Here is a 24,314-nt window from a genome sequence, read left to right on the forward strand (position 1 = left end):
TGGTCCGAGTCCGGACGAAAGAGGAGGTCGTGGAGACTTTGGGTGGAGTAAGCGGTCGGCCGGGAGGTGAGGTCATCCGGCCCAGGTGAAGGTGAAGAGGCAGGCGGGCGATCCCTGCATGATGGTCCGTGAGCGCTCCATGGACAGTCGCGGGCTGTAGCCGAGGGCAAAGGGTTCGTCCCGGCGGCAGGACAGGATGAAGCCGAGTCCGGGATCGAGGCCCATGTCCGCGTAGGCCCTGGCGTAGGCGCAGTCCGTCACGGCGAAGGACAGGGTGTTCGCGGACAGGGCCACGTCTTCGATGGTCAGTGCCCCGCCCTCGCGCCAGCGTTCCAGGACCGTGGCGAAGTGCGTGAGGCTCGCACCCTGCGCAGCGAGACGCGCGAAGGCCGCGCCTGCGCAGCGGGCGTCGTTTTCAATGGCCTCGGCCAGCAGGGCGCTGGCCCGGTCCGGGCCGACCGCGGTGACGAGGGATTCGAAGATGCGCGCGGCCAGGCTGGCCTGGGCCGTGCGCGCGGCGAGCATGTTCATGCGGTCCTCTTTGCTTTCGGGGGTGTCTGGGGTACGTACCCGGCATGTTCGCGCCTCAGCCCCTTTGTTTTCGAAGCGCCGGCAGTCCAGGTCACAGTCCGGTCCTGGCTGACCAGGACTTGGAATTCCCCGAGGAGCCCGGGGAAAGAGTCCTCATGTGCCGGGTCTGCGGCCAGACCGTAGCCCGCGTGCGCGACCGCGTCGAAGTCAACGGCAAGCACGGCCACGCCCTGTTCAATCCGTCGGGCATCCTGTTCGAGGTCGGGTGCTTCGCTGCGGCGCCAGGATGCCGCTTCGAGGGGGAGTTCACCCCGGAATTCAGCTGGTTTCCGGGCTACGCATGGCGCTACGCCATGTGCCGCGGCTGCGGGACGCACCTTGGCTGGGAATATCGCGGCTCGGCCAGCGGCTTCGTGGGGCTCATTCTGACCGAGCTGCGCGAATCATGACTTGTCCTTATCCTTGTCCTTGGGCTGCCAACTGCAGCCGCTGGGCATGGAGCCTCAGCCGTGGATGCCTATCTTCGGAAAGACGAATCTGACCAGCACGAGCCAGACGCCGAAGATGAGGAGCAGGTAGAGCAGTTCCTGCATATGGTTCTCCTTCCGCCGTGGTCAGGCGGGGTTTTCAAGCAATTCTTCCACCAGGAGCGGTACGCGCCCGGCGGCTTTTTCCCGGAAGATTCTGGCCCCCGGAACTCTTTCCTCCCGGGCCTCGGGGTCCACGACGATGATCTCGGCCCGGGCCGGGGCGTCGTGGGCCAGGTACGCGGCCGGGTACACGCCCAGGGACGTGCCGACGATGAGCAGCACGTCGGCCGAGGCGACCACGTCGCGGGCCTCGTCCATGGCCGGCACGGGCTCGCCGAACCAGACCACGTCGGGCCGCAATTGGCCGCCCAGGGGGCAGGTGTCGCCCATGCGGATGGGGCCGTAGGCGATGTCCATGGTCCAGTACGGGTCCACGGTGCTGCGTGCGCGCCGGAGCTGTCCGTGCAGGTGCAGCACGCTCGTGGAGCCGGCCCGTTCGTGCAGGTCGTCCACGTTCTGGGTCACGACGCTGACTTTGTGCCCTTGCTCCAGGCGGGCAAGGGCCTTATGTGCCTGATTGGGCTGCACGCTTTCGAGCTGGGCCCTGCGTTGGTTGTAGAAGTCCAGCACCATTGCGGGGTCGCGGGCGAAGGCCTCGGGCGTGGCCACGTCCTCGATGCGGTATTTGAACCACAGGCCCCCCGAACCCCGGAAGGTGGGGATGCCGCTCTCGGCGCTGATGCCCGCGCCGGTCAGAACCACGATGTGCCGCCTGTGCATGTCCGCTCCTGTCGGTGCCGAAGAGCCCGATGGGAAATGGCTAGCACAGGCGGTACGCAAAGGCAAAACAGGGGTTTTTCAGTGACCGACTGGAACGCGTCCGGCAACGTTGATCTCGTGGACTCCCACTGCCATCTGCAGGACGGGTTCCTGCGCCACGCCCTGGAACCGGCCCTGATCCGGGCCCGGGCCGCCGGGGTGCGCATGATGTGCTGCAACGGCACCCACGAGGGCGACTGGGCCTATGTCCTGGGCCTGGGGCGCAGCCACCCCGACATCTGCGTGTCCCTGGGCCTGCACCCCTGGTTCGTGGGCGAGCGGGGGCCGGGATGGCTCGAACGGCTGGAGGCGCTGGTGGCCGCCAATCCCGTGGGCGTGGGCGAGATCGGGCTGGACAACGCCCTGCCCGAGCGCAACGACGGCGAGCAGGAGGAGGTCTTCCTGGCCCAGATGGAACTGGCCGCCAAGTATGGCCGACCCGTGACCATCCACTGCCGCAAGGCCTTCGGGCGGCTGGCTGACCTGGTCGCGCCCATGGACCAGAGGCCCCCGTTCATGATGCTCCACGCCTATGCCGGGTCCCACGAGATGGTGCCCGTGTTCGAAAAGCTGGGCTTTCACATCTCCATCTGCGCCTCCATCACCCGCACGGCCAATCGCAAGGCGCGCACTGCCTGCGTACGGGTTTCGCCCGACAGGCTGCTGGTGGAGTCCGACAGCCCGGCCATCGCGCCCGTGGGTGTGGATTTCGAGCGCAACGAGCCGGCCTATCTGCCCATGGTGGTGGACGTGTTGGCGGAGTTGCGGGGCGAGGAGCCGGATGTGGTGGCTGCGCGAACTGCGGCCAACGCGAGGGCGTTTTTCCGGTGTTGCGCGGGCGTGGGTACGGCAACGGAATGATCCGTAGGGGCAGGCCTGCGTGCCTGCCCTTGCCTTCAGAACGGCCACGGCGGGCGCAGGGTACGCTTTTTTGTGGCAGCGCGGCGGCCTGTGGGTCCGTTTCGCCCGCGCCGTATCGAAACTCCTTCGCCGGCCTCGTAAGGGCCAATCGTCGCCCCATGACCGACAGCTTGTTTTTCGGGCGGCCCGCGACGATTGCCCCAACGATGCCAGGCTCAGTCAGACAGTCGATCCGTCGCGGGCGAAACGGACCCACAGGCCTTTGACCGGGTCGATTTTTGAAGAATGGCTCCATGGTGCCGCATCACCGGATGACCCGTAGGGGCAGGCCTGCGTGCCTGTCCTGGCCTGCGCGTCTGCCCAAAACCGGACCGTGTAAACAGAATGGCCACGGGGGGCGCATGGCCCGCCCTTTGTTGTGGTGCGGCGGCCAGCCGGTCCGCTTCGGTCGGGTCGGATCGAAACTCCTTCGCCGGCCTCGTAGAGACGGATCGTCGCCCCTTGGGCACGTTCCTGCGCTTCGGGCGGTCGGCGACGATCCGTCAAACGATGCCAGGCTCAGTCAGACAGTCGATCCGACCCGACCGAAGCGGACCGGCTGGCCTCGGGGCTGGGCACGGTGTTACGTCAAGATGAAAAGAGGATAGTGTGATGATGCGATTCGCCCGGACCATGCAGCTCATCGGGGAGGACGGGTTGGCCCGTCTGCAGGGGGCTACCGTGGCCGTGTTCGGTTTGGGGGCCGTGGGGTCCTATGTGGTGGAGGCCCTGGCGCGGGCCGGGGTGGGGAGCCTGGTGCTCTTCGATCATGATGTCGTGAGCGCGTCCAACATCAACCGCCAGCTTTTCGCCCTGCATTCGACCATTGGCCGGCCCAAGGCCGAGGTGGCGCGGGAGCGGGTGCTCGACATCAACCCGGACTGCGCCGTGGAGGCGCGGATTCAGTTCGTGGACGGGGACAATGTCGCCGGACTGATGGAGGGGCGTTTCGACGTGGTCGTGGACGCCATCGACGGGGTCAACTCCAAGGTCAACCTCATCGTCGCGGCCCGTGAAAAAGGGCTGGAAGTGGTGGCCAGCATGGGCGCGGCGGCCAAGCTCGACCCGTCGAAGATCAGGGCCGCGGATATTTCCAAGTCCTTCATGTGCCCCCTGGCCCAGATCATCCGCAAGCGGCTGCGGCGCAGGGGCGTGACGGCCGGTGTGCGCTGCGTCTTTTCGACCGAGGCGGCGCAGAACAAGAACGAGCCCGTCATCGAGGAGGCGCCGGAGCAGGGTGTCAGCGGCCGTCCGCGGGCGCCCATCGGCTCCATTTCGTACCTCACGGGTATGTTCGGCCTGTACGTGGCCAGCGAGGTGGTGGGCATTCTGCTCGGTGGGCCGATTGCCACGCAGGCCGGGGAAACAATCACGAGGGACCTATGATGCGTCATGTTGTGTTGATGCTTGTCGCGGCGCTGCTGGCCAGCTGTTCCCCGAATCAGGATTGGCGCACCGCCAGCCGCGAACCGGCCGGCATCGCCCCTGATCCGGCCGCGACCAGGGAGGCGGTTTTGCAGGTCTACGGCGCGGACGCCTGGGGCTGGCGCGGCTGGTTCGCGATTCATACCTGGATCGCGGCCAAGGGGGCCGGGCAATCCGCCTACACGGTCTACGAGGTGATCGGCTGGCGCGCCTCGCGGGGGCTGCCGGTGGTGCGCATCGAACAGGACTATCCGGACCGCCGTTGGTACGGGGCCACCCCGCGCCTGCTCAAGGAGCACAGGGGGAAGGAGGCCGAGGCGTTGATCGAGGCCGTGGACCGGGCCGCGAAAGCCTATCCCTGGCCGCAGGAATACACGGTGTTTCCCGGTCCGAACAGCAACACCTTCATCGCCTGGATCGGGCGGCAGGTTCCGGAGCTCGGGCTCGATCTCCCCTTTTCCGCCATCGGCAGCGGGTACGCCTCCTCGAAGTGAGGGCCGGCGCAACTTTTTTGGGCGGTGCACTGGCCTTTCCGTTGACGCTCTCGGGGCTTCGTTCGTATTGCGTCTCCAAAATATCCCGGACAATTCCGTCCGCCCGCAACATCCGAGACGCCCATGACGAAGAGACTCGTGCCCATATGCCTGCTTGCCCTGATTTGTCTGTTTTCGGCCCATAGCCAGGCTTTTGCGCAGGAAAAGCCCAAGGCTAAGGCCGCTCCTGTCCTGGCCGGCGAAGCGGTGCGCGGCTCCATCCCCGTCATCCTGACCGCCGTGGGCACCGTCGAGGCCAGCGAGATGGTGGAGATCAAGGCGCGCATCAACGGCCTGCTGCGCACGGTGCATTTCGAGGAAGGCAGCGACGTGCGCGAGGGGGACCCGCTCTTCTCCCTCGACTCCCGCGATCTCGAAGCGCAGCTGCGCTCGGCCCGGGCCGGCCTCGACCGGATCAAGGCCCAGCTGAAGAAGGCCGGCGAAGACAAGCGCCGCAACGACGATCTGTTGCGGCAGGGGCTCATCAGCCGCGATCAGCAGGAAACCACGGATACGGCCCTGGCCGAGCTTCAGGCCGAGCAACGGGAGGCCGAGGCCGCCGTGGAGGCGGCCGGAGTGGCCCTGTCCTACGCCGAAATCCGTTCGCCCATCACCGGCCGGACAGGCGTTCTGCAGCTCCACGCCGGCAACATGGTCAAGGCCAACGCCGATACGCCCATGGTCGTCATCTCCCGCATCGAACCGGTCAACGTGCGTTTTTCCGTACCCGAGGCCCATCTGCCGGCCATCATGGCCGCCCAGGCCAAGGCCCCCCTCAAGGTCACGGCCAGGCCGGCCGGCGTGAGCGAGGCCGTTTCCGGCAGCCTGTCCTTCATCGACAGCGCCGTGGACTCCAGGACCGGCACCATCACCCTGAAGGCCCGCTTCGCCAATGCGGGGCGGCAGCTCTGGCCCGGCCAGTTCGCCGACGTGTCCCTGGAGGTCGGGACCATGCAGGACGCCGTCCTCGCGCCCGAGCGCGCCGTGGCCCAGGGCGCCGACGGAGAGTACGTCTTCGTCATCCTGCCCGACAACACCGTCGAGTATCGCACCGTCAGGACCGGGCTGCGCCACGGCGACAACGTTGTCGTCGAGTCGGGACTGAGCGGCGGGGAGCGGATCGTCCTCGACGGCCACCTGCGCCTCACGCCCGGCGCGGCCGTGACCGTCCGCGGCCAGGGCGAGGCGGCGGCTCCGGCCGGGGGCAAGCAGGGAGCCGGGGAATGAACATCGCCGACCTCTTCATCCGTCGGCCCGTGACCACGACCCTGGTCATGCTGGCCATCCTGGTCTTCGGGGTCATGAGCTACCGCATCCTGCCGGTCAGCGACCTGCCCAACGTGGACTTCCCGACCATTTCGGTTTCGGCCAACCTGCCCGGCGCCAGCGCCGAGACCATGGCCTCCACCGTGGCCACCCCCCTGGAGCGCCAGTTCGCGACCATCTCGGGCATCGATTCCATCAGCTCCACCAACACCCTGGGCACCACGCGCGTGACCCTGCAGTTCGCCCTGGACCGCTCCATCGACGCCGCGGCCCAGGACGTGCAGTCGGCCATCGCCAAGGTCCAGCGCCAGCTGCCGCCGGACATGGCCAGCCCGCCGTCCTACCAGAAGGTCAACCCGGCCGACTCGCCCATCTTCTATCTGACCATGTCCTCGGCCACGCAGCCCATGTCCGTGGTCAACGAGTACGCCGACACCGTCATCGCCCCGCGCATCTCCATGATCGGCGGCGTGGCCCAGGTCTCGGTCTACGGCGCCAAGAAGTACGCAGTGCGCGTGCAGCTGGACCCCAAGGCCCTGGCCGGCCGCGATGTGGGCCTCGAAGAGGTGGCAAACGCCATCGACCGCTCCAACGTCAGCCTGCCCACGGGCACCCTGTACGGCGAGTTCACGGCCATGAACGTGCAGGCCAGCGGCAAGCTCATGGACGCGGCCGCCTTCCGGCCCCTGGTCGTGGCCTGGCGCAACGGCGCCCCCATCCGTCTGCATGACCTGGGCACGGTCATCGACAGCGTGGAGAACGACAAGATCGCCAGCTGGCGCGGGGACACGCGGGCCATCGTCCTGGCCGTGCAGCGCCAGCCGGGGACCAACACCGTCGAAGTCGTGGACAACATCCGCAAGCTGCTGCCGGCTTTTTCGGAGCAGGTGCCTGATTCCATCGAACTCAAGATCCTCTACGACCGCTCCGAGTCCATCCGGGAGTCGGTGGAGGACGTGAAGTTCACCCTGCTGCTGACCATGGGCCTGGTGGTCGGCGTCATCTTCATCTTTCTGCGCAACGTGCGGGCCACGCTCATCCCGAGCATGGCCCTGCCCATGTCCGTGGTCGGCACCTTCGCCGTCATGTACCTCTGCGGCTACTCCCTGGACAACCTGTCGCTCATGGCGCTCATCCTGGCCGTTGGCTTCGTGGTCGACGACGCCATCGTCATGCTCGAAAACATCGTGCGCCATCTTGAGATGGGCAAGCCCGTGCTCCAGGCTGCCTTCGACGGGTCCAAGGAGATATCCTTCACCATCCTGTCCATGACCATCTCCCTGGCCGCCGTGTTCATCCCGGTCCTGTTCATGGGCGGGATCGTGGGACGGCTTTTCCGCGAGTTCGCGGTGGTCATCTCCGTGGCCATCCTCATCTCCGGCTTCGTGTCCCTGAGCCTGACGCCCATGCTGTGCTCCCTTTTCCTGAAGAGGACGCACGAGGTCCGGCATGGGGCGGTCTTCAGGGCCTCGGAGAAGGTCTTCGACGGCCTGCTGGCCCTGTACCGCTGGAGCCTGGCGGCCTGCCTGCGGCATCACGTGCTGACCTTCCTCGTGTCCCTGGCGGTCCTGGCCGGGAGCGTCGTTTTGTTCCGCGACATGCCCAAGGGCTTCCTGCCCAGTCAGGACACGGGCCAGATCAACGCCGTGACCGAGGCCGTGCAGGGCATCAGTTACGAGAACATGGTCCGCAACCAGCTGGCCTTGCATGACGTGCTGCTGGCCGAGCCGGCGGTGGAGACGTTCATGTCCGTGGTCGGCGGCGGCGGCCCCAACGCCGCGGGCAATTCCGGCCGTTTCATGATCCGCCTCAAAAACCACGCCGAGCGCAACGAGACCGCCGACGAACTCATCGCCAAGCTGCGCCCCAAACTGAACACCCAGCCGGGCATCCAGGCCTTCCTGGTCAACCCGCCGGCCATCAACATCGGCGGCCGCAGCACCAAGAGCCTCTACCAGTACACCTTGCAGAGTCCGGATACCGACGAGCTCTACCGCTACGCCGTGATCATGGAAGGAGCCCTCAAGGGGCTGCCCCAGCTGCAGGACGTGACGAGCGACCTGCAGCTCAAGAACCCCGAGGTGCGTCTCCTCATCAACCGCGACAAGGCCGCGAGCCTGGGCGTGACGCCCCGCGAGGTTGAACTGGCCCTGCAGTCGGCCTTCGGCTCACGCGAGGTCTCGACCATCTACGCGCCCACGGACAGCTACTCCGTCATCATGGAGCTGTTGCCCGAATACCGGCGCGACCCTTCTGCCCTGTCGCTCCTGTACGTCCGTACCGGGGACGGCAGGCTCGCGCCCCTCGACACGCTGGTGGACACCACCACCGGGGTGGGGCCGCTGTCCGTCAACCATTCCGGGCAGCTGCCGTCCGTGACCCTGTCCTTCAACCTGCGCCCCGGCGTGTCCCTGAGCGAGGCCACCGCCGCCGTGGAGGAGCTGGCGGCGAACACGCTGCCCGACACCTTCAGCGCGAGTTTCCAGGGCACGGCCCAGGCCTTCCAGAGTTCCCTCAAGAACATGCGGCTGCTGCTCATCCTGGCCGTGATGGTCATCTACATCGTGCTGGGCATCCTGTACGAGTCCTTCATCCACCCCCTGACCATCCTGTCAGGCCTGCCCTCGGCCGGCTTCGGGGCGCTCCTGACGCTCAAGCTCTTTGGGATGGATCTCAATCTGTACGGGTTCGTGGGCATCATCATGCTCATCGGCATCGTCAAGAAGAACGCCATCATGATGATCGACTTCGCCCTGGAGGCTCAGCGGGCCGGGAACAAGACCCCGGCCGAGGCCATCTTCGAAGGCTGCCTGGTGCGTTTTCGACCCATCATGATGACGACCATGGCCGCCATCATGGGCACCATGCCCATTGCCGTCGGATACGGCGCAGGCGGCGACGCGCGCCAGCCCCTGGGTCTGTGCGTGGTCGGCGGCCTGGTCACGTCGCAGCTTCTGACCCTGTACATCACGCCTGTCTATTACATGTACCTGGACAAGGCCGGCCGCGTGGTGCGGCGGGTCTTCGGGAAGAAAGCCGAGGGTTAGGGGAAGGGTCTTTCGAGCACCGGGACCGAAATGAAAAGCCCCGCGGTCTGTCGATCGCGGGGCTTCGTTCATCTCGTGGCGCAGACCGTCAGGCTGTGAGCTTGAGTCCGATTTTTGCCAGGTGGGCGGCCTGGTAGCGCACTCCGTCCAGTTCGTTTTCCGAGGGCTGGCGCGAGCCGTCGCCGCCGGCGATGGTGCTGGCCCCGTATGGGGAGCCGCCGGTGATCTCGTCCAGGCGCATCTGGCCCTGGAAGGCGTAGGGCAACCCGACCACGACCATGCCCTGGTGCAGGAGATAGGTATGGAAGGACAGGATGGTCGACTCCTGCCCGCCGTGCTGGGTGGCGCTGGAAGTGAATACGCCGCCCGGTTTCCCAACCATGGTTCCATTCGCCCACAGGCCGCCCGTGGCGTCCAGGAACTGGCGCATCTGGCCGGTCATGTTGCCGAAGCGGGTGGGCGTGCCGAACAGCACGGCGTCGGCCTGGCCCAGTTCCTCCACCGTGGCCACGGGTACGTCGGCCTGGGCCTTGGCCGCGTCCAGGGCGCCCATCTTGGTCAGCACTTCGTCGCTCAGGGTTTCGGGGACGCGGCGCAGGGCCACCTCCACGCCGGGGATTGCGGAAGCCGCTTCGGCCGCGGCCTTGGCCATGGTCCTGATGTGTCCATATGTGGAATGGTAGACGATGAGCATCTTCATGGCGGTCTCCTTGTCCGGCCCTGTCCGGCCGGTGGTGGTCGTTTTTGGCAACTTTTATCATTAGGGGCCTATCGGCTTTCCGTCAAGGATCCCCCGTAAAAAAGCCGTGCCTGCCGCCGGACAGGAGGGTTAGCCGGGATGGTTGCCGCGGCGTTCATCGCCCCAGGCTTTTTTCCCATTCCTTCTGCTGCGCCCTGGTCTCGGGCCAGGTGGCGTTTTCCGAGAACCCGTGCGGGGCGTCCGGGCGGATGGCGATGACCCGCTCCTGCCCGAACCGGGTGACGGACACCTCCACCTCGCCTCCGCCCCTGCGGGCCTTGGGCGAGAAGGAGGCCAGGCAGGCGCAGGCCTCGGCCAGAATGTCCTCGGGCCAGTCCCGGCCAGGGACGGGGCATCCCACGGCGTGGGGGCCGGGGAAATTTTTGAGCACGAAGACGTAATGCTCGGGCCGCACCAGCTTCAGGAGCTTCTCGTTGTCCTTGTGCTCCCGGCCCATGGCCAGCCAATGGCCGCCGTCGCGCCAGAGCTGGCGGCCGACGTTGGCCAGGTCGAAATAATGGGCCAGGGGCCGGGGAAAGGCGCGCATGATGGGCCAGTAGCGGCGGGCCGATTCCCGCTCGCCCAGGCGGCAGCCGCCGGCCTGGGTGGGGATGGTCGTCACGCCCAGAATTCTGGCCAGGTCGTACTGCCCTTTCCGTCCCCGTCCGACCAGGGACGGGAGTTTCGAACGGTCGACCAGGCCCGACTCCTCCATGGGCGTGGGCTGGAGAACGCCCGCGCTCAAGGGGCGCAGCAGCACGTCGCGCACGTCGGCGTCGTTGCGGATGATGTTCAGGGTGTCGGCGCGCTGGGACATGGGGCGCTGCCCGAGGACCTCGCCGGAGATGATGAACTTCGCGCCGTATGCCGGCAGGAGTGCCTTGGCCCTGCGCAGCATGAGGATCTTGCAGTCCACGCAGGGGTTCAAAACCTTGCCGAAGCCGTGGGGCGGGAAGGCGGCCATGAGGTCGACGAACTCCTGGCCGACGTCGATGATCTCGGCCGTGATGCCGTATTCGCTCTCCCAGAAGTCCTTTTTCTCGGGCTTGCCGAAAAAGGGGCTGACGAAGTGCAGGCCCAGGACCCTGTGCCCGTGGCGCTGCAGGAGCATGGTGGCCAGGATGCTGTCCAGGCCTCCGGAAAAGAGGGACAGTGCGTCGAATGATTCTTTGGTCATGTTCATGGAAATAATCGTTGCGGGCAGGCCGGGCAAGGAAGCGCCGCCCTCGTTGGACCGGATTTCGGCGGATATGTCGGGCTGGGGAAAACGAAAAGGGCTTGAATGTTTCCATCCAAGCCCTTGATCTTTTTGGTAGCGGGGGCAGGATTTGAACCTACGGCCTTCGGGTTATGAGCCCGACGAGCTACCATGCTGCTCCACCCCGCGTCATGTGAGAAGAACCTTCTAGGCAGGTTTACAATGCTTGTCAAATGCTATAGTCACTTTTTTTGTATGAAAAACAAAATTAATAAAATTTCACTGATAATTCCGGTATATAACGAAGAAGAAAACCTTCGTGACCTGTACCGGGAGGTGTCTCGGAGCCTTTCGGGGCTGGCCTGCGCGTGGGAAATGGTTCTGGTCGACGACGGCAGTTCCGACGCGAGCCTGTCCATCATCCGCGATCTGGCCGGCGCCGACCCCCGTGTGCGGTACATCGCGTTCGCCAGGAACTGCGGGCAGTCCGCGGCCTTTGCCGCGGGTTTCCGCTTCGCCGGCGGCGACGTGGTCGTGACCCTCGACGCGGACCTGCAGAACGACCCGGCCGACATCCCGGCCATGCTCGAGGTCTACGAACAGGGTGTGGACATGGTCATCGGCTGGCGGGCCAGGCGTCAGGACACCCTGGTCAAGCGCTACGCCTCCCGCTTCGCCAACTGGGTGCGCAACAGGGTCAGCCGCGAAACCGTGCGCGACACGGGGTGTTCCCTGAAGGTCATGCGCACGGAGATGGTGCGGGCCATTCCCATGTTCACCGGCATGCACCGCTTCCTGCCGACGCTCATGAAGCTGGAGGGCGCGACGGTGGCGGAGGTGCCCGTCAACCACCGTCCGCGAAGCAGGGGCATCTCGAAGTACGGGATCTGGGACCGCGCCTGGGCATCGGCCTATGATCTCCTGGCGGTGCGCTGGATGCAAAAGCGGCACATCGGCTACGTTGTTTCCGATACGAATCTCGAATAATCCTCGAAACATCCCGGATTTCGGGGCGTCATGATGCGGCGGCGCATGACGACGCCCCGGACGGGAATGCGGCGCACTCGCGCCTTGGGCGGAACATGGAATTTTCGACCGAGTGGTGGCTCCTGGCCATCGGCTTTCTGGGCCAGGTTTTTTTCTTTTTGCGGTTTTTCTGGCAGTGGGTGGTCTCCGAAAAGGAGAAGCGCAGCGTCATCCCTGTCAGCTTCTGGTATTTCAGCCTGCTGGGCAGCTTTTTTCTGCTGATCTATGCCGTCCTGCGCCGCGACATCGTTTTCATCGTCGGGCAGTCCACGGGCTCCATCATCTACGTCCGCAACTTGTTCCTCATCCATCGGGAGCGGAGGCGGCTGCACAGCGCCGGATAGAGGGTGACAAACACGCCGCCCACGGCCAGGCCCACGGCCCACGCGGCCAGGACGTCCGTAGGGAAGTGCTTGCCTACGTAGATGCGCGAAAAGCCGATGGCCACGGGGATGGCCCACAGGGATTTCCTGCGCAGCGCGGCATAGAGGAATGTTGCGGCGGCCGCCGCGTTGGAGGCGTGGGAGGACGGGAATGACGAGCCCGTGCGCTTTTGCTGCGAGAAGTCCGCAGGGAGCGTCTTCCAGACGCCCGAGTCCTGATAGCGCGTGCCCGGCAGGCTCTGGTAGGGGCGCACCCGGCCGACGCTTTCCTTGATGTGGTAGCACACCTGGTCCGAAATGCCGACGCACAGGGCTACACCCACGATCATGGTCGCGGTGACGCGCCGGAACTTCATGCCCGCGGCCATCAGGGCGATGCTTGCGGCCCACAGGAATGTCGAGCTGGACAGAAGCGGCATGAGCACATCGAGCAGGCCGTTCTGGATGTCCTGGTTGATCCAGGCGAAGAGCGCCAGTTCCCAGTCCGGGGTGTGAAAAAACATGGTTCCTCCTTGTTCCGCCCAGTTTGGGTGAAGCGGGGGAAATTGTCCAGAGTGCACATGCATGAGAGTGCTTGACGAGCCGCTTTCTTGCGGCTATTTTCCCAGTTTACTTTTTTCGAAGGAGAACAGAAATGAGCAAGAGAACATATCAGCCCAGCACCACCAAGCGCAAAAGAAGCCACGGGTTCCTGGTGCGCTCCCGGACCAAGAACGGCCAGGCAGTCCTGCGCCGCAGAAGAGCCAAGGGAAGAAAAAGATTAGCCGTCTAACCTCCCCTTCCTCGTACCGCCTGAAGAGACGGCCCCAGTTCACGAACTGTTATGATCGGGGCCGTCGTTTTTTCTCAAAGAGCTTCAGCCTCTTTGTTCTCGAGCGGGAAGACGCCGGGGGGACCTGGCGTCTTGGACTGACGGTGAGCAGAAAAGTCGGCAAGTCCGTGCGTCGCAACCGGATCAAACGTCTGGTCCGGGAGTTCTTCCGGCTCCATCAGCACGACTTTTCCCTGCGCGCGGACATTGTCGTCGTGCCCAAGCGGGGCATCTCCGCGGACAGTCTGAGCCTTGCGCAGGTATCCTCGGAGCTCGGCCCCCTGATGGCGAAGATCGTGTCGCGCGCCACCGCCGGGTAGGCTGACCGGAGATTGCATGAGACGAGTATTCGTATCTTTCCTTTCGCTGTATCAGTATCTGATATCCCCGCTGTATTCCCCGTGTTGCCGCTTCACTCCTTCGTGTTCCGAATACGCCCGGCAGGCCGTCATGACTCATGGCATTTTCCGGGGGATGGGCCTTGCCTTCATGCGGATCATGCGTTGTCATCCCCTGTGCGCCGGCGGCTACGACCCGGTTCCCTCCCCTAACTTCTCAAAGAGAGATTGAAATCGATGGATAGCAACAAGCGCGTCATCCTTGCCGTTTCCCTGTCCCTGATGGTGCTTTTGGGCTGGAATTACTTCTTCCCGCCCGTCACCCCCCAGGAGACGGACACCCAGAACGTGACTGCCCCCGGCCAGACCACGGCCCAGGCTCCCGAAGCCGGCTCCCAGGCCGCGCCTGCGGCATCGTCCGCCCCGAAGGTGCAGTTTTCGCCGGTCAGCGGCCAGAAGCTGAACGTGGACACTCCCCTGTACCACGCCGTGATCAACACCTCCGGCGGCGTGCTCGAGAGCTTCGTGCTCAAGAACTACAAGGAAACCATCGCAGCGGGCTCCAAGAATATCGACCTGGTTTCCGCCCAGTCCGTCACCAAGGCCCCCATGGGGCTGATCTGGAACTCCCAGCCCACCTGGGCCCAGGGTGAATGGACGGTGCAGGGCGGCGACATGGACCTGGCCGACGGCCAGACGGGCGCCATTCAGCTGGTGGGCACCCTCGGCGGCGTGCAGGTCGAGCGCAGCCTGATCTTTACCGGCGGCACCTATGAGATCAAGGAAGAGGTCAAGATCACCAACACCTCCCCGGCCCAGATCCAGGGCAATCTCGCCTTTTCCGTTTCGAGCGGCCGGCTCACGGCCGAGAGCGACAAGTATAACCACACCAAGATCGCCTACATGGCCGCCGGCTCCCTCAAGCAGGAGGACAGCCAGAAGGACCTGCATCTGGGCGTCGAATCCTCGGCCCCGGCCCAGTGGGGCGGCATCGAGAGCAACTACTTCCTGCTGGCCCTGGTGCCGACGTCGGCCGATATGACCGTGCGCGCCAAGCTTGAGGATGACGTCTTCCGCCTGACCGTGGCCGACCAGATGCTTCTGGACCCGGGCACCACCCAGTTGCGCACGGCCTCCTACTATTTCGGCCCCAAGACCAACAAGGGTCTGGCCGGGCTGCCCAAGAACCTGAAGGCCAGCATCAACTACGGTTTCTTCGACATCATCGCCAAGCCCCTGAATCAGTTCCTGCATTTCCTCCATGGGTACGTGGGCAACTACGGCGTGGCCATCATCATTCTGACCGTGATGATCAAGGCCCTGTTCTGGCCCCTCTCGCACAAGAGCTACAAGTCCATGGAGCAGATGAAGAAGCTGCAGCCCATGATGGCCAAGATCCGCGAGAAGTACGCCGACGACCGCGAAAAGATGAACGCCGAGATCATGCAGCTCTACAAGACCTACAAGGTCAACCCGGCCGGCGGCTGCCTGCCGATGCTGCTGCAGATTCCCGTGTTCTTCGCCCTGTACCAGGCCCTGCTCGGCGCCATCGAGCTTCGGCACGCGCCCTTCATCCCGCACCTGCCCTTCACGGACATGGTCTGGCTGGCCGACCTCTCGGCCAAGGACCCGTACTACATCACGCCGCTGATCATGGGCGCCACCATGTTCCTGCAGCAGCGCATGTCCCCGCCCATGGGCGACCCCATGCAGGCCAAGATCATGATGTTCATGCCCGTGATCTTCACCTTCCTGTTCCTGAACTTCCCGTCCGGCCTGGTCGTGTACTGGATGGTCAACAACGTGCTTTCCATCGGCCAGCAGTGGCTGATGATCAGAAAGTCGAAGTAGGGCCCGTGCGGCGCGGTTCCGGAAACGGTGCCGCGCCTGCGACGGGCGCGTTGTTGAACTTCCGGACGCGAAGGAGAATCGCATGAGCGCATACAAGGAATTCCGGGCCAAGACCGTGGACTTGGCCATCGAGGACGCGTGCCGTTTCTTCGCCGTTGGGCGGGACGCCCTGGAGATCGAGATCCTCAGCGGCGGGTCCTCGGGCATTTTCGGCCTGGGCGCCAAGAAGGCCGCCATCAGGGCCGTCCGCCGGCGTCTTTCCTCTGTGCCGGAGGAAACGGTCGTGCCGCAGAAGAAGGAACCTGTCGCTTCGCCGCCCGCGGCGCCAGTCGCGGCAGGGCCTGACGAGGCGATTGCAGCTGCCGAGACTGAGGTCGAAGCCGGCCCCGACCTGGCCGAAGAGTTTGAGGACGAGGACGAAGGGGCTCCGGCGGTCCAGCTTTCCGACGAGGAAAAGGCCCGGCTGGAGGCCGACATCCGCGCCATCATGACCACCCTCCTGCAACCCATCGCCGAGAACGTGACCCTGACCGTCGACGTCGCGTCGAGCCCTGTCACGGTCCATATCGAAGGCGAGGAAAGCTCGGGGCTCATCATCGGCCGCGACGGGCAGACCATCACCGCCCTGCAGTACCTGGCCAACCGCATCGTTTCCAAGACCTGGCCCAAGAGCCCGCGCATCCAGCTCGACGCCGGTGACTACCGGCAGAAGCAGGAGGAGCAGCTCCTGAGCATCGCCCAATTCCTGTCGGAAAAGGCCAAGAAGTCCGGCCGGGTGCAGAGCACCAGACCGCTCAGTTCCTTCCACCGCCGGGTCGTGCACATGGCCCTGCAGGATGACCGGGGCGTGCAGACGCGCAGCAAGGGGGAAGGGCACATGAAGCGGGTCCTCATCCTGCCGGTCAAGCGCGGCAAGCACGCGGGCCGGCCGCCCAGGCGGCAGGAGCCGCCGCAGGCGCGTCAATCCTAAAAACCAGGGCGGGCCTGCACGGTCCGCCCTTTTTTTACGCCATGCCAACACACACCGATACCATCGTCGCCATCGCCACCCCGCCCGGACAGGGCGCCGTCGGCATAGTCCGCCTGAGCGGCCCCGCTGCGCGGGATATCGGACTCGGGCTTTTTCAATCCTCGCGTCCGGATTTTTCCGATTTCGGGGCGTACCGCCTGCACCACGGCCAGTTGCGTGACGGGGCGGGTAACTTCATCGACGAGGTCCTGACCGCCTGGATGCCGGGCCCGCGCTCCTTCACCGGCGAGGACGTGCTCGAGTTCCAGTGCCACGGCGGCGCGGCCGTCCTGCGTCTGGTGGTGGAGGCCTGTCTGGCCCGCGGGGCGCGGCTGGCCGAACCGGGGGAGTTCTCCAAGCGCGCGTTCCTGAACGGCCGCATGGACCTGACCCAGGCCGAGGCCATCATGGAACTGGTGGGCGCGCCCACGGGAGTGGCCGTGGGCCTGGCCGGGACCAAGCTCGAAGGGCTCCTGGCGCGTCGCATCGCCGAACTCCGCGCGAGCCTTGAGACGCTCCGCGTGCAGCTTTGCGTGGCGGTTGATTTTCCCGAGGACGAAGTGGAATGCTTGGCCCCTGAGGAACTGGAGCGCGGCGTGTCCGAGGCGCGAGCGTCCATGGCCGAACTGGCCGGCAATTACGACCGCGGCCGCTGCTGGCGCGAGGGCGCCCTGGTGGTCCTGGCCGGGCAGGTCAACGCGGGCAAGTCGAGCCTCATGAACGCCATCCTTGGCGTGAGCCGCGCCATCGTCACAGACATCCCGGGCACGACCCGCGATTATCTGGAGGAATCCGTGCAGCTGGACGGCCTGCCCGTGCGTCTGGTGGACACGGCGGGCCTGCGCGCCTCCTTGGACAGCGTGGAGATGCTCGGCATCGAGCGCAGCCGGGAACTCATGTCCCGGGCCGATCTGGTGCTGCTGGTCATCGACGCGGACCTGGGCCCCGGCGCCGAAGATCTCGACCTTGCAGGCGAGGTGAAAAACTTGCTGGTCGTGGCCAACAAGATGGATCTCGTGTCCGGCGACCCCGCATGGTTCGCGGAACAGCCCTGGCGTGAACGGACGATCTGCCCCCTCTCGGCCAAACTCGGCCAGGGCCTGCCCGACCTGCTGGCCGCCGTGCGCAGCCTGGTCGCCGGCGCCGGCACCCCGGAACCGGGCGCCCTGGTCCCCAACCTGCGCCAGCACACGGCCCTGGTCGCCGCCATGGGCGAACTGGACCGCCTCCGGCACGACCTGGCCGCAGGCCTGCCCTACGACATCCTCTCGGTCCACCTGGACACGTCCTGCGCCCTCCTGGGCGAGATCACGGGCGCGATCACGTCGCAGGAAGTGCTGAACGCCGTTTTCGACGGGTTCTGCATCGGCAAGTGACGGGAAGGCGCGAAATGTTCACCCTTCTCGTGTGAAGTGCATGGGATGGATTCCCGCCTTCGCGGGAATGACGTTCAAATGAAGCGGCAGGCAGAAGCAAGTCCATTATGCTGTTTGAAAATGGGCTTTGCTGTAATTTAACAGATATTCGTTGCGCAATCCTTCGGCGTCACTACCATGTCATTCCCGCGAAGGCGGGAATCCATGCCTTTCACCCAGTTTTACATAGACGAAATTTCTTCCCACAAATCCTTCCATGTTGGATTGTTTTCCTCGATCAATCGAATCTTCCAATCCCTGTTCCATTTTTTGATCTGCTTCTCGCGTAAAATTGCATCATTTGGAGAGCTGTGCATCTCGAAATAGACGAGTTCGTGCACATGGTACTTCTGGGTGAATCCTTCCACAACATTGTTTTTATGCTGCCAAATCCGGGTCGTCAGATTCGATGTCACGCCAGTATACAATGTTCCCCTTGGCTTGCTTGCGAGGATGTACACAAAATATGATTTTGAGGCGACCATAGCACTTTTTGTGGGTGGAGATGTTTTTTAGTTGTTCTATCTCGACGGCAATGAGGCAAATAGTCGCTCTGTCACCATGTCATTCCCGCGAAGGCGGGAATCCATCTTCAAAACGCAGGGAAAGGCATGGATTCCCGCCTTCGCGGGAATGACGCGGTTGTGGTGCGGGATTTAGTTGCATTTGCCATAGATGCGCCATGTTCTTTGGTTAACGCAAAATTTTCCGTAATATGCTGACATTGATGCAGTTATGAGTTATCCGATGCAGTGTCTTTGATTCTTTTTGCAAGACGATACTTTATCATTCAATCACGGCGTCATTCCCGCGAAGGCGGGAATCCATCTTCAAAAATGCGGGTAAAGACATGGATTCCCGCCTTCGCGGGAATGACATTGGAGGAGGTGCGGGTGTTCTCAGTTCTTCCTTGGTAGAACGGAGAAATCAGTCTGGAGACGACGTTCTCCAATCACCGCACCTCTTCTTGTGATCACGCCAGCGTGAAGTTGATCTCCACCCGCTCCAGGCTCACGACGTCGAGCACCACGTCCAGGGTCTGGCCCATGGAGAACGTCTTGGCCGTGCGCTGGCCCAGGAGGTCCTGGCGTTCGGGGTCGTAGACGTAGTAGTCGTCCAGGGTGGCCAGTCGCACGAGGCCGTCCACGGGCATGTCCAGCAGTTCCACCCAGAAGCCGAAATCCGCCACGCCAGAGATCACGCCGCGCATGGTCTCGCCAACCCTGTCCTCCAGGGCCAGGATGGACGCGCGTTTTTGGATCTCCCTTTCCGCTTCCATGGCCTTGCGCTCCAGGGCGTTCAGGCCCTCGCAGATGCCCTGCACCTCATCCATGTCCATGCTTTCCGCCTCTCCGGCTAGCAGCCGCTTGAGGCTGCGGTGCACCAGCAGGTCCGCGTAGCGGCGGATGGGCGAGGTGAAGTGGCAGTAGGCCTCGGACGCCAAGCCGTAGTGCCCGCCGTTGTCCGGCGAGTACTGGGCCTGCATCATGGTCCGCAGGACCAGGCGGTTGACCAGGAACTCCATGTCCGTGCCGTCGGCGGCGTGGGTCAGGCTCTGCAGGCCCTTCTGGTCCAGGTCCTTGGGCAGGCGGTCCACCAGGCTGGTGTGGGCCAGCAGGTTGCGCAGGGTCTCAAGCTTGCGCTCGTCGGGCTGCGGGTGGATGCGGTAGGGGAAGACGCGTTCCCGCGCGCCGAGATATTCGGCCACGCGCTCGTTGGCCGCGATCATGAACTCCTCGATGAGACGGTGGCTGAAGAGGCGGGTGCCGGCGTGGACGCTGACGATGTCCTCCACCAGCCGCACCTGGGCCTCGGGGATGTCGAAGTCCAGGCAGCCGCGCTCCGTGCGGCGCTTCAGGAAAAGCTGCGCCAGGGCCTCGGCATCGCGCAGCATGGGCATGAGGGGTTCGGTGTCCTTGTCAGGCGAGCCGTCCAGGGCGGCCTGCACCTGGTTGTAGGTCAGGCGGGCCTGGCTCTGGATGACGGCGTTGTAGAGCCTGGGCTTTCCGGGCTCGCCGTCCAGGGAGTAGGGCGTGTCCACGACCATGGCCAGGCGCGGCACGTGGGGCCGCAGGCTGCACAGTCCGTTGGACAGGGCCTCGGGGAACATGGGCTCCACCGACAGGGGGAAATAGTAGGAGTTGCCGCGGGCCCGGGCTTCCACGTCCAGGGCCGAGTTCTCGGGCACGTAGTGGGCCACGTCGGCGATGGCTACGACAAGGCGGTAGCCGTTCTCCTGGCGCTCCACGTAGACCGCGTCGTCGAAGTCCTTGGCGGTCTCGCCGTCGATGGTCACCAGGGCCACCCCGCGCAGGTCCGTGCGGCCGGCCCAGTCCGCGGGCGACGGTTCGCCCGGCAGGGCTTCGGCCTGGCGCAGGACTGGCGTCGGGAATTCCTCGGGGATGGAGTAGCTGGTCTTGACCAGAAGCTCCTGCGTGGCCAGGTCGCGCTCCTCGCCCAGGCGACGCAGGGCCGTGCAGCGCCACAGGCCCTTTTCCTGCTCCTCTTCCGGCCGAACGCTCAGGATGTCGCCCTTTTCGGGGGTCGGAATGCCGCTCGTGTCGACCACGGCGTAGAAGGGCATGCGAGCATCCGTAGGGTGACAGAAGTGCGAGCCGTCCGAGATGCGCCGGCTGACGCGGACCATGAGTTCAGCGACGCCGCGCTCCAGAATTTCGACGATGCGCCCTTCCGGGGAGTCCTTCTTGCGGCCCGTGTCGACCACGGCCGTGACCCGGTCGCCGGGCCAGGCCCCGCCGAAGTTGCTGGGGTGGATGAAGAGATCCTTCTGGCGGCGGTCGTCGGGGACGAGGTAGCCCACGCCCGAGCGGCGCACGTCCAGGGTGCCGGTCATGCGCGGCAGGCTGTCCAGCAGGCCGTAGCTCTTGCCCATCTGGGCGATTTCGCCGCTTTCCACCATCTGGGCCAGGGTGGATTTGATGACCTTCTTCAGGGACGCGTCGGCGTCGAAGAGGCCGTAGATGTTCTTGCTGCGCAGGGGCGCACCGGCCTGGCGCAGGGCGTCCAGGAGGGCTTTGCGGGAAAATTTATTCGTTGCTCGTTTCTTCGTGGGCATGTGGTTTCCGGGGTAAAATGTGGACGCGCTCGTCGAGCCAGGCGCGGAAGGACTGCGAGCCGGCGGCCGAGAAGGTCGTGGTCAGCTGCGGGGTCCACAGCCGCTCGTCGGCGAAGGGGGCCAGCTTGACCGCGTCTTTGGGCGTACAGACGATGTGCGTGCAGGCGTTGCGCTCGGCCGAGGCGACGATGGCCTGCCAGTCCGAGACGCTGAAAGGGTGATGGTCCGGGTAGACCAGATGGCGCACTGGCTTTTCGCCCAGGTCGCCCTTGCAGGTCTGACAGACCTTGTCCGGGTTGGCGATGGCCGTGACCAGGACGAAGCGCGTGCCGTCGAGGGTGTCCATGGCCTCGCCGGTCAGGGCGTTGGCCACGCCACGGGCCGTGACGCGGAAGAAAAAGATGGGCTTGCCCAGGTGGGTCAGCTTGATGCGGGCCACGGTTTCGATGCAGCCGTCGTCGCTGTCGAACATGGTGTTGACCAGGAAGGCGTCGGCCCGCTTCAGCGCCGAGACGTCCTCACGCCACGAGCCGGCCGGGATGACGCGGTTCCATTCCTCGTCCAGGTCGCGCGGCGAGAGCAGGCAGAGGTTCAGGTCGCGCTGGATGCGCAGGTGCTGGTACCCGTCGTCGAGGATGAAGAGGTCAGTGCGGTTCCGGCCTGCGGTCTTGCCGGCCCGCACGCGCTTGGGGTCCACCAGGATGCGGGCCTGGGGGTGGGTGCGCTTGAGGAGCAGGGGCTCGTCCCCGGCCTCGCGGGGCGGGCTCAGGAGCTGGACCTCGTAGGGCAGGTGCGGCGGGCGCCCGCCGTAGCCGCGGGTCAGGACCGTGGCGTCGATGCCCTCGCCGCGGGCCCAGTCCAGGAGCCACGAGACCACGGGCGTCTTGCCCGTGCCTCCCCAGGAGATGTTGCCGACGCTGATGCAGGCCGCCGGCGGCCGCCAGGAAGCCCATTTGCCGGACAGGTAGAATTGGGCGCGCAGGCGCATGAGCCGGGCGTAGGCCTTGCTGAGTGGGCCCAGGATGTGCGCGAATTTGTCTTGCAGGCGGAGGATGCGGTCAGGGGTCATGGGTGCGCCACAAAGGAAAAGGGCGGCTTGCGCCGCCCGGTTGTCAATCTCGGGAGGATCCGAAGAACCTGAGCAGGAAGAGGAACAGGTTGATGAAGTCCAGGTACAGGGTCAGGGCGCCGAGGATGGTGCCGCGGCGGATGGCCAGGGCGTCGTCCATGGGCGCGGATTCGCCCATGACCTTGAGCTTCTGGGTGTCGTAGGCGGTCAGGCCGGTGAAGATCAGCACGCCGATGCCGCTGATGACGAAGTCCAGGGCCGAACTGGCCATGAAAATGTTGACGATGGACGCGATGACGATGCCGATGAGGCCCATGAACAGGAAGCTGCCCCATCCGGTCAGGTCCTTCTTGGTCGTCGCGCCGTAGACGCTCATGGCCGCGAACATGCCCGTGCAGACGATGAAAGCCTTGAAGATGGAGGCCGCCGTGTACACGAGCAGAATGACGGACAGGGTCGCGCCGTTCAGGGCGCTGTACAGCAGAAAGAGCCCCGTGGCCATGCCGGCCGACATGCGGTGCACGGCGCCGGACAGTCCCATGACCATGCCGAACTGGGCCAGGATCAGGCCCCAGAACAGGATGGGGTTCGTGAAGATGGCCTGCGCCAATGCCGGCGTGGTGGCCACGGCGTAGGCCACGAGGGCCGTGAGCCCGAGCCCCAGGCTCATCCAGTTGTAGACCCCGCGCAGGAACAGGTTGGTGGCCTGTACATCGGTTCGGGTCCGGGAAACGGTCTGGAAATTCATTGCTCCTCCTTATGCGGTCGGTGTCTTTTATGCTGAATCGCGGACTGAAATAAAGTGTATCGAGTTTGGCCCAGGCCCATTTGCTGCGGGCACCTGATGCGCTGTGCATCGATGCACCCCCGGCGAGCCGGACACGACGTTTTCAGCCCCTTTTGGTTTAGGTCATCTTGGGCGCAAGTCAAGGATCGGCAGGATTCGGCCCAAATTCGCCACGAACTGACAAATTTTGTCTGCACATCTTCCCAAAAAATCGCCGCCCTTGACTAACCAACGGAAAAAAAAGGGAATGACAACCTGGCACGGAACATGATAGAGGCCCACCACAAGCATGGATACCTCAACCCAATTTTGTGGAGGATTGTATGAACCGGTTCAGAAAGAATGAAAAAGGTTTCACCCTGGTCGAACTTCTGATCGTCGTGGCCATCATCGGCATTTTGGCGGCGATCGCGATTCCGCAGTTTATCAAGTATAAAAGGAATGCAGCCGAGTCAGCCTGTGAGTCGGATTTGAGGAACTGTATGAATGAGGCGGCTGCGAGGTTTGCTTCAAATTCGAGCGATAACAATAATACCTGTCAAATTCCAAATACTCAATTTACGAGCACTTCAAAAAAGTTCCAAGTGCTGGATAACGGTTCGCTGCAATTCAGCGATAACACTTTGACTTATGGCACAGTGACTGTGAGCGGCTATGATTTTACTGCAAATATGACAGAGGGTGCTGTTGCTGATTGTTATCAATAGTCTTTTTTTTTATTATTAGAGAGCCCTTGTTGTTCATAGCGACATGGGCTCTCTGTTTTGCAAGGGCAAAGGGGTCAAGTCTTCCTTTGTCTCTTCTCAATCTCTCTTTTGCTCCTCTCCACCCTCTCCGCCAGGTCTTTGTCAGCCTCGATTCTCAACTTGATCCGTGAGATGGCGCTGGCGACAGTGCTGTATTTTTCTATTTGGAATTTTGCGGCAATGCGATTGAGGCTGTCGCCTCTGAGGGTGCGGGCCAGATGCATGGTCACGTCGCGAGGTTCGTTGGTGACGCCCCGTGAGGAGGACTTTATCGTTTCCTCATCGACGCCGTAGACGTCACGGCAAAGGGGTCAAATCTTCCTTTGTCTCTTCTCAATCTCTCTTTTGCTCCTCTCCACCCTATCCGCCAGGTCTTTGTCAGCCTCAATTCTCATCTTGATCCGTGAGATGGCGCTGGCAACGGTGCTGTACTTATCAATTTCGAACCCTGCGGCAATGCGCTGGAGGCTGTCCCCTCTGAGGGTGCGGGCAAGATGCATGGCCACGTCGCGGGGTTCGTTGGTGACTCCTCGTGAGGAGGACTTCATCGTGGTCAGGAAGGCAAAGGGGTCAAATCTTCCTTTGTCTCTTCTCAATCTCTCTTTTGATATTCACCACCCTATCCGCCAGGTCTTTGTCAGCCTCAATTCTCATCTTGATCCGTGAGATGGCGCTGGCAACGGTGCTGTACTTATCTATTTCGAACCCTGCGGCAATGCGCTGGAGGCTGTCGCCTCTGAGGGTGCGGGCAAGGTGCATCGCCACGTCGCGGGGTTCGTTGGTGACGCCCCGAGAGGAGGACTTCATGAAGAAAA

At 64.0% G+C, this 24,314-nt stretch carries 26 protein-coding genes, 1 tRNA gene and 1 pseudogene; 15 read left to right on the forward strand and 13 right to left on the reverse strand.

What is annotated here, in order from left to right; translation table 11 throughout:
* Positions 1 to 72: 72 nt before the first annotated feature.
* The gene (locus ACYQ3G_RS05855) at positions 73 to 531 is read right to left on the reverse strand and encodes an L-2-amino-thiazoline-4-carboxylic acid hydrolase (RefSeq protein WP_459823589.1); all 459 of its coding nucleotides are present in this window, start codon (positions 529 to 531) and stop codon (positions 73 to 75) included.
* Between the two features lie 119 nt (positions 532 to 650).
* On the opposite strand from ACYQ3G_RS05855, the gene ACYQ3G_RS05860 reads away from it, so the two are divergent.
* On the forward strand, positions 651 to 980 hold the full coding sequence (locus ACYQ3G_RS05860; RefSeq protein ID WP_459823591.1) for a cereblon family protein: 330 nt from the start codon (positions 651 to 653) through the stop codon (positions 978 to 980).
* Between the two features lie 165 nt (positions 981 to 1,145).
* Here ACYQ3G_RS05860 and ACYQ3G_RS05865 read toward each other — a convergent pair whose 3' ends face one another.
* Positions 1,146 to 1,841 carry an SIR2 family NAD-dependent protein deacylase gene (locus ACYQ3G_RS05865; protein WP_459823594.1) on the reverse strand — a complete coding sequence of 232 codons (696 nt, stop codon included), beginning with the start codon at positions 1,839 to 1,841 and terminating at the stop codon, positions 1,146 to 1,148.
* 81 nt (positions 1,842 to 1,922) lie between these two features.
* On the opposite strand from ACYQ3G_RS05865, the gene ACYQ3G_RS05870 reads away from it, so the two are divergent.
* The 5 genes from ACYQ3G_RS05870 to ACYQ3G_RS05890 all read left to right on the forward strand — a co-directional run bounded on the left by ACYQ3G_RS05870 (position 1,923) and on the right by ACYQ3G_RS05890 (position 9,051).
* Positions 1,923 to 2,741: a TatD family hydrolase gene (locus tag ACYQ3G_RS05870; protein ID WP_459823596.1), complete on the forward strand. Its 819-nt coding sequence runs from the start codon at positions 1,923 to 1,925 to the stop codon at positions 2,739 to 2,741.
* Between the two features lie 651 nt (positions 2,742 to 3,392).
* Positions 3,393 to 4,166: a tRNA threonylcarbamoyladenosine dehydratase gene (locus ACYQ3G_RS05875; protein ID WP_459823599.1), complete on the forward strand. Its 774-nt coding sequence runs from the start codon at positions 3,393 to 3,395 to the stop codon at positions 4,164 to 4,166.
* Positions 4,163 to 4,699 carry a DUF3750 domain-containing protein gene (locus ACYQ3G_RS05880; protein ID WP_459823601.1) on the forward strand — a complete coding sequence of 179 codons (537 nt, stop codon included), beginning with the start codon at positions 4,163 to 4,165 and terminating at the stop codon, positions 4,697 to 4,699. The genes ACYQ3G_RS05875 and ACYQ3G_RS05880 overlap by 4 nt, the downstream gene beginning before the upstream one ends.
* 123 nt (positions 4,700 to 4,822) lie before the next feature.
* Positions 4,823 to 5,965 carry an efflux RND transporter periplasmic adaptor subunit gene (locus tag ACYQ3G_RS05885; RefSeq protein ID WP_459823604.1) on the forward strand — a complete coding sequence of 381 codons (1,143 nt, stop codon included), beginning with the start codon at positions 4,823 to 4,825 and terminating at the stop codon, positions 5,963 to 5,965.
* The gene (locus ACYQ3G_RS05890) at positions 5,962 to 9,051 is read left to right on the forward strand and encodes an efflux RND transporter permease subunit (RefSeq protein ID WP_459823606.1); all 3,090 of its coding nucleotides are present in this window, start codon (positions 5,962 to 5,964) and stop codon (positions 9,049 to 9,051) included. Before ACYQ3G_RS05885 ends, ACYQ3G_RS05890 begins: the two co-directional genes overlap by 4 nt.
* Before the next feature lie 88 nt (positions 9,052 to 9,139).
* On the opposite strand, the gene wrbA is transcribed toward ACYQ3G_RS05890, so the two are convergent.
* The 3 genes from wrbA to ACYQ3G_RS05905 form a co-directional block, all read right to left on the reverse strand.
* On the reverse strand, positions 9,140 to 9,751 hold the full coding sequence (gene wrbA, locus ACYQ3G_RS05895; protein WP_459823609.1) for an NAD(P)H:quinone oxidoreductase: 612 nt from the start codon (positions 9,749 to 9,751) through the stop codon (positions 9,140 to 9,142).
* A 154-nt stretch (positions 9,752 to 9,905) separates the two neighbouring features.
* The gene (locus tag ACYQ3G_RS05900; RefSeq protein WP_459823612.1) at positions 9,906 to 10,973 is read right to left on the reverse strand and encodes a tRNA(5-methylaminomethyl-2-thiouridylate) methyltransferase; all 1,068 of its coding nucleotides are present in this window, start codon (positions 10,971 to 10,973) and stop codon (positions 9,906 to 9,908) included.
* 127 nt (positions 10,974 to 11,100) lie between these two features.
* Positions 11,101 to 11,177: transfer RNA gene (locus tag ACYQ3G_RS05905), tRNA-Met, on the reverse strand.
* A gap of 66 nt (positions 11,178 to 11,243) precedes the next feature.
* On the opposite strand from ACYQ3G_RS05905, the gene ACYQ3G_RS05910 reads away from it, so the two are divergent.
* Both ACYQ3G_RS05910 and ACYQ3G_RS05915 read left to right on the forward strand, forming a co-directional pair.
* The gene (locus ACYQ3G_RS05910; protein WP_459823615.1) at positions 11,244 to 11,975 is read left to right on the forward strand and encodes a glycosyltransferase family 2 protein; all 732 of its coding nucleotides are present in this window, start codon (positions 11,244 to 11,246) and stop codon (positions 11,973 to 11,975) included.
* Positions 11,976 to 12,070: 95 nt separating this feature from the next.
* Positions 12,071 to 12,358, forward strand: coding sequence for a lipid-A-disaccharide synthase N-terminal domain-containing protein (locus tag ACYQ3G_RS05915; protein WP_459823618.1), 288 nt, complete (start codon positions 12,071 to 12,073; stop codon positions 12,356 to 12,358).
* Here the strand turns inward: ACYQ3G_RS05915 and ACYQ3G_RS05920 are convergent.
* Positions 12,298 to 12,900, reverse strand: coding sequence for a phosphatase PAP2 family protein (locus tag ACYQ3G_RS05920; protein WP_459823620.1), 603 nt, complete (start codon positions 12,898 to 12,900; stop codon positions 12,298 to 12,300). The two genes, ACYQ3G_RS05915 and ACYQ3G_RS05920, sit on opposite strands and share 61 nt — an antisense overlap.
* Before the next feature lie 131 nt (positions 12,901 to 13,031).
* On the opposite strand from ACYQ3G_RS05920, the gene rpmH reads away from it, so the two are divergent.
* From rpmH to mnmE, 6 genes are all read left to right on the forward strand, one after another.
* Positions 13,032 to 13,169: a 50S ribosomal protein L34 gene (gene rpmH / locus ACYQ3G_RS05925; protein WP_015775318.1), complete on the forward strand. Its 138-nt coding sequence runs from the start codon at positions 13,032 to 13,034 to the stop codon at positions 13,167 to 13,169.
* Positions 13,170 to 13,189: 20 nt separating this feature from the next.
* Entirely contained in the window at positions 13,190 to 13,528 is a 339-nt protein-coding gene (gene rnpA / locus ACYQ3G_RS05930) for a ribonuclease P protein component (protein ID WP_459824194.1), read from the forward strand.
* A 16-nt stretch (positions 13,529 to 13,544) separates the two neighbouring features.
* Positions 13,545 to 13,778 carry a membrane protein insertion efficiency factor YidD gene (yidD, locus tag ACYQ3G_RS05935; RefSeq protein ID WP_084435233.1) on the forward strand — a complete coding sequence of 78 codons (234 nt, stop codon included), beginning with the start codon at positions 13,545 to 13,547 and terminating at the stop codon, positions 13,776 to 13,778.
* A 5-nt stretch (positions 13,779 to 13,783) separates the two neighbouring features.
* On the forward strand, positions 13,784 to 15,397 hold the full coding sequence (gene yidC, locus ACYQ3G_RS05940; protein ID WP_459823625.1) for a membrane protein insertase YidC: 1,614 nt from the start codon (positions 13,784 to 13,786) through the stop codon (positions 15,395 to 15,397).
* 82 nt (positions 15,398 to 15,479) lie between these two features.
* The gene (locus tag ACYQ3G_RS05945) at positions 15,480 to 16,367 is read left to right on the forward strand and encodes a Jag family protein (RefSeq protein WP_459823628.1); all 888 of its coding nucleotides are present in this window, start codon (positions 15,480 to 15,482) and stop codon (positions 16,365 to 16,367) included.
* A gap of 41 nt (positions 16,368 to 16,408) precedes the next feature.
* A complete protein-coding gene (gene mnmE, locus ACYQ3G_RS05950; RefSeq protein ID WP_459823631.1) occupies positions 16,409 to 17,782 on the forward strand; it encodes a tRNA uridine-5-carboxymethylaminomethyl(34) synthesis GTPase MnmE in 1,374 nt (457 codons plus the stop codon).
* 221 nt (positions 17,783 to 18,003) lie between these two features.
* On the opposite strand, the gene ACYQ3G_RS05955 is transcribed toward mnmE, so the two are convergent.
* From ACYQ3G_RS05955 to ACYQ3G_RS05970, 4 genes are all read right to left on the reverse strand, one after another.
* Positions 18,004 to 18,306, reverse strand: coding sequence for a GIY-YIG nuclease family protein (locus tag ACYQ3G_RS05955; RefSeq protein ID WP_459823634.1), 303 nt, complete (start codon positions 18,304 to 18,306; stop codon positions 18,004 to 18,006).
* 488 nt (positions 18,307 to 18,794) lie between these two features.
* On the reverse strand, positions 18,795 to 20,897 hold the full coding sequence (rnr, locus tag ACYQ3G_RS05960; RefSeq protein WP_459823637.1) for a ribonuclease R: 2,103 nt from the start codon (positions 20,895 to 20,897) through the stop codon (positions 18,795 to 18,797).
* Positions 20,869 to 21,966: a tetraacyldisaccharide 4'-kinase gene (gene lpxK / locus ACYQ3G_RS05965; protein ID WP_459823640.1), complete on the reverse strand. Its 1,098-nt coding sequence runs from the start codon at positions 21,964 to 21,966 to the stop codon at positions 20,869 to 20,871. Before lpxK ends, rnr begins: the two co-directional genes overlap by 29 nt.
* 43 nt (positions 21,967 to 22,009) lie before the next feature.
* Positions 22,010 to 22,714 (reverse strand): Bax inhibitor-1/YccA family protein, encoded by a 705-nt coding sequence (locus ACYQ3G_RS05970; RefSeq protein ID WP_459823643.1) that lies wholly within the window; start codon positions 22,712 to 22,714, stop codon positions 22,010 to 22,012.
* 362 nt (positions 22,715 to 23,076) lie between these two features.
* Here ACYQ3G_RS05970 and ACYQ3G_RS05975 point away from each other — a divergent pair, with 362 nt between their 5' ends.
* Complete coding sequence (locus tag ACYQ3G_RS05975; protein ID WP_459823646.1) at positions 23,077 to 23,460, forward strand: prepilin-type N-terminal cleavage/methylation domain-containing protein; 384 nt, start codon at positions 23,077 to 23,079, stop codon at positions 23,458 to 23,460.
* 74 nt (positions 23,461 to 23,534) lie between these two features.
* Here the strand turns inward: ACYQ3G_RS05975 and ACYQ3G_RS05980 are convergent.
* The 3 genes and pseudogenes from ACYQ3G_RS05980 to ACYQ3G_RS05990 all read right to left on the reverse strand — a co-directional run.
* A pseudogene (locus ACYQ3G_RS05980) lies at positions 23,535 to 23,786 on the reverse strand (helix-turn-helix domain-containing protein); the annotation flags it as partial.
* Positions 23,787 to 23,810: 24 nt separating this feature from the next.
* On the reverse strand, positions 23,811 to 23,999 hold the full coding sequence (locus ACYQ3G_RS05985) for a hypothetical protein (protein ID WP_459823649.1): 189 nt from the start codon (positions 23,997 to 23,999) through the stop codon (positions 23,811 to 23,813).
* A gap of 70 nt (positions 24,000 to 24,069) precedes the next feature.
* Entirely contained in the window at positions 24,070 to 24,258 is a 189-nt protein-coding gene (locus tag ACYQ3G_RS05990; RefSeq protein ID WP_459823652.1) for a hypothetical protein, read from the reverse strand.
* Positions 24,259 to 24,314: the final 56 nt, after the last annotated feature.

Source organism: Desulfomicrobium salsuginis (genome assembly GCF_054657795.1).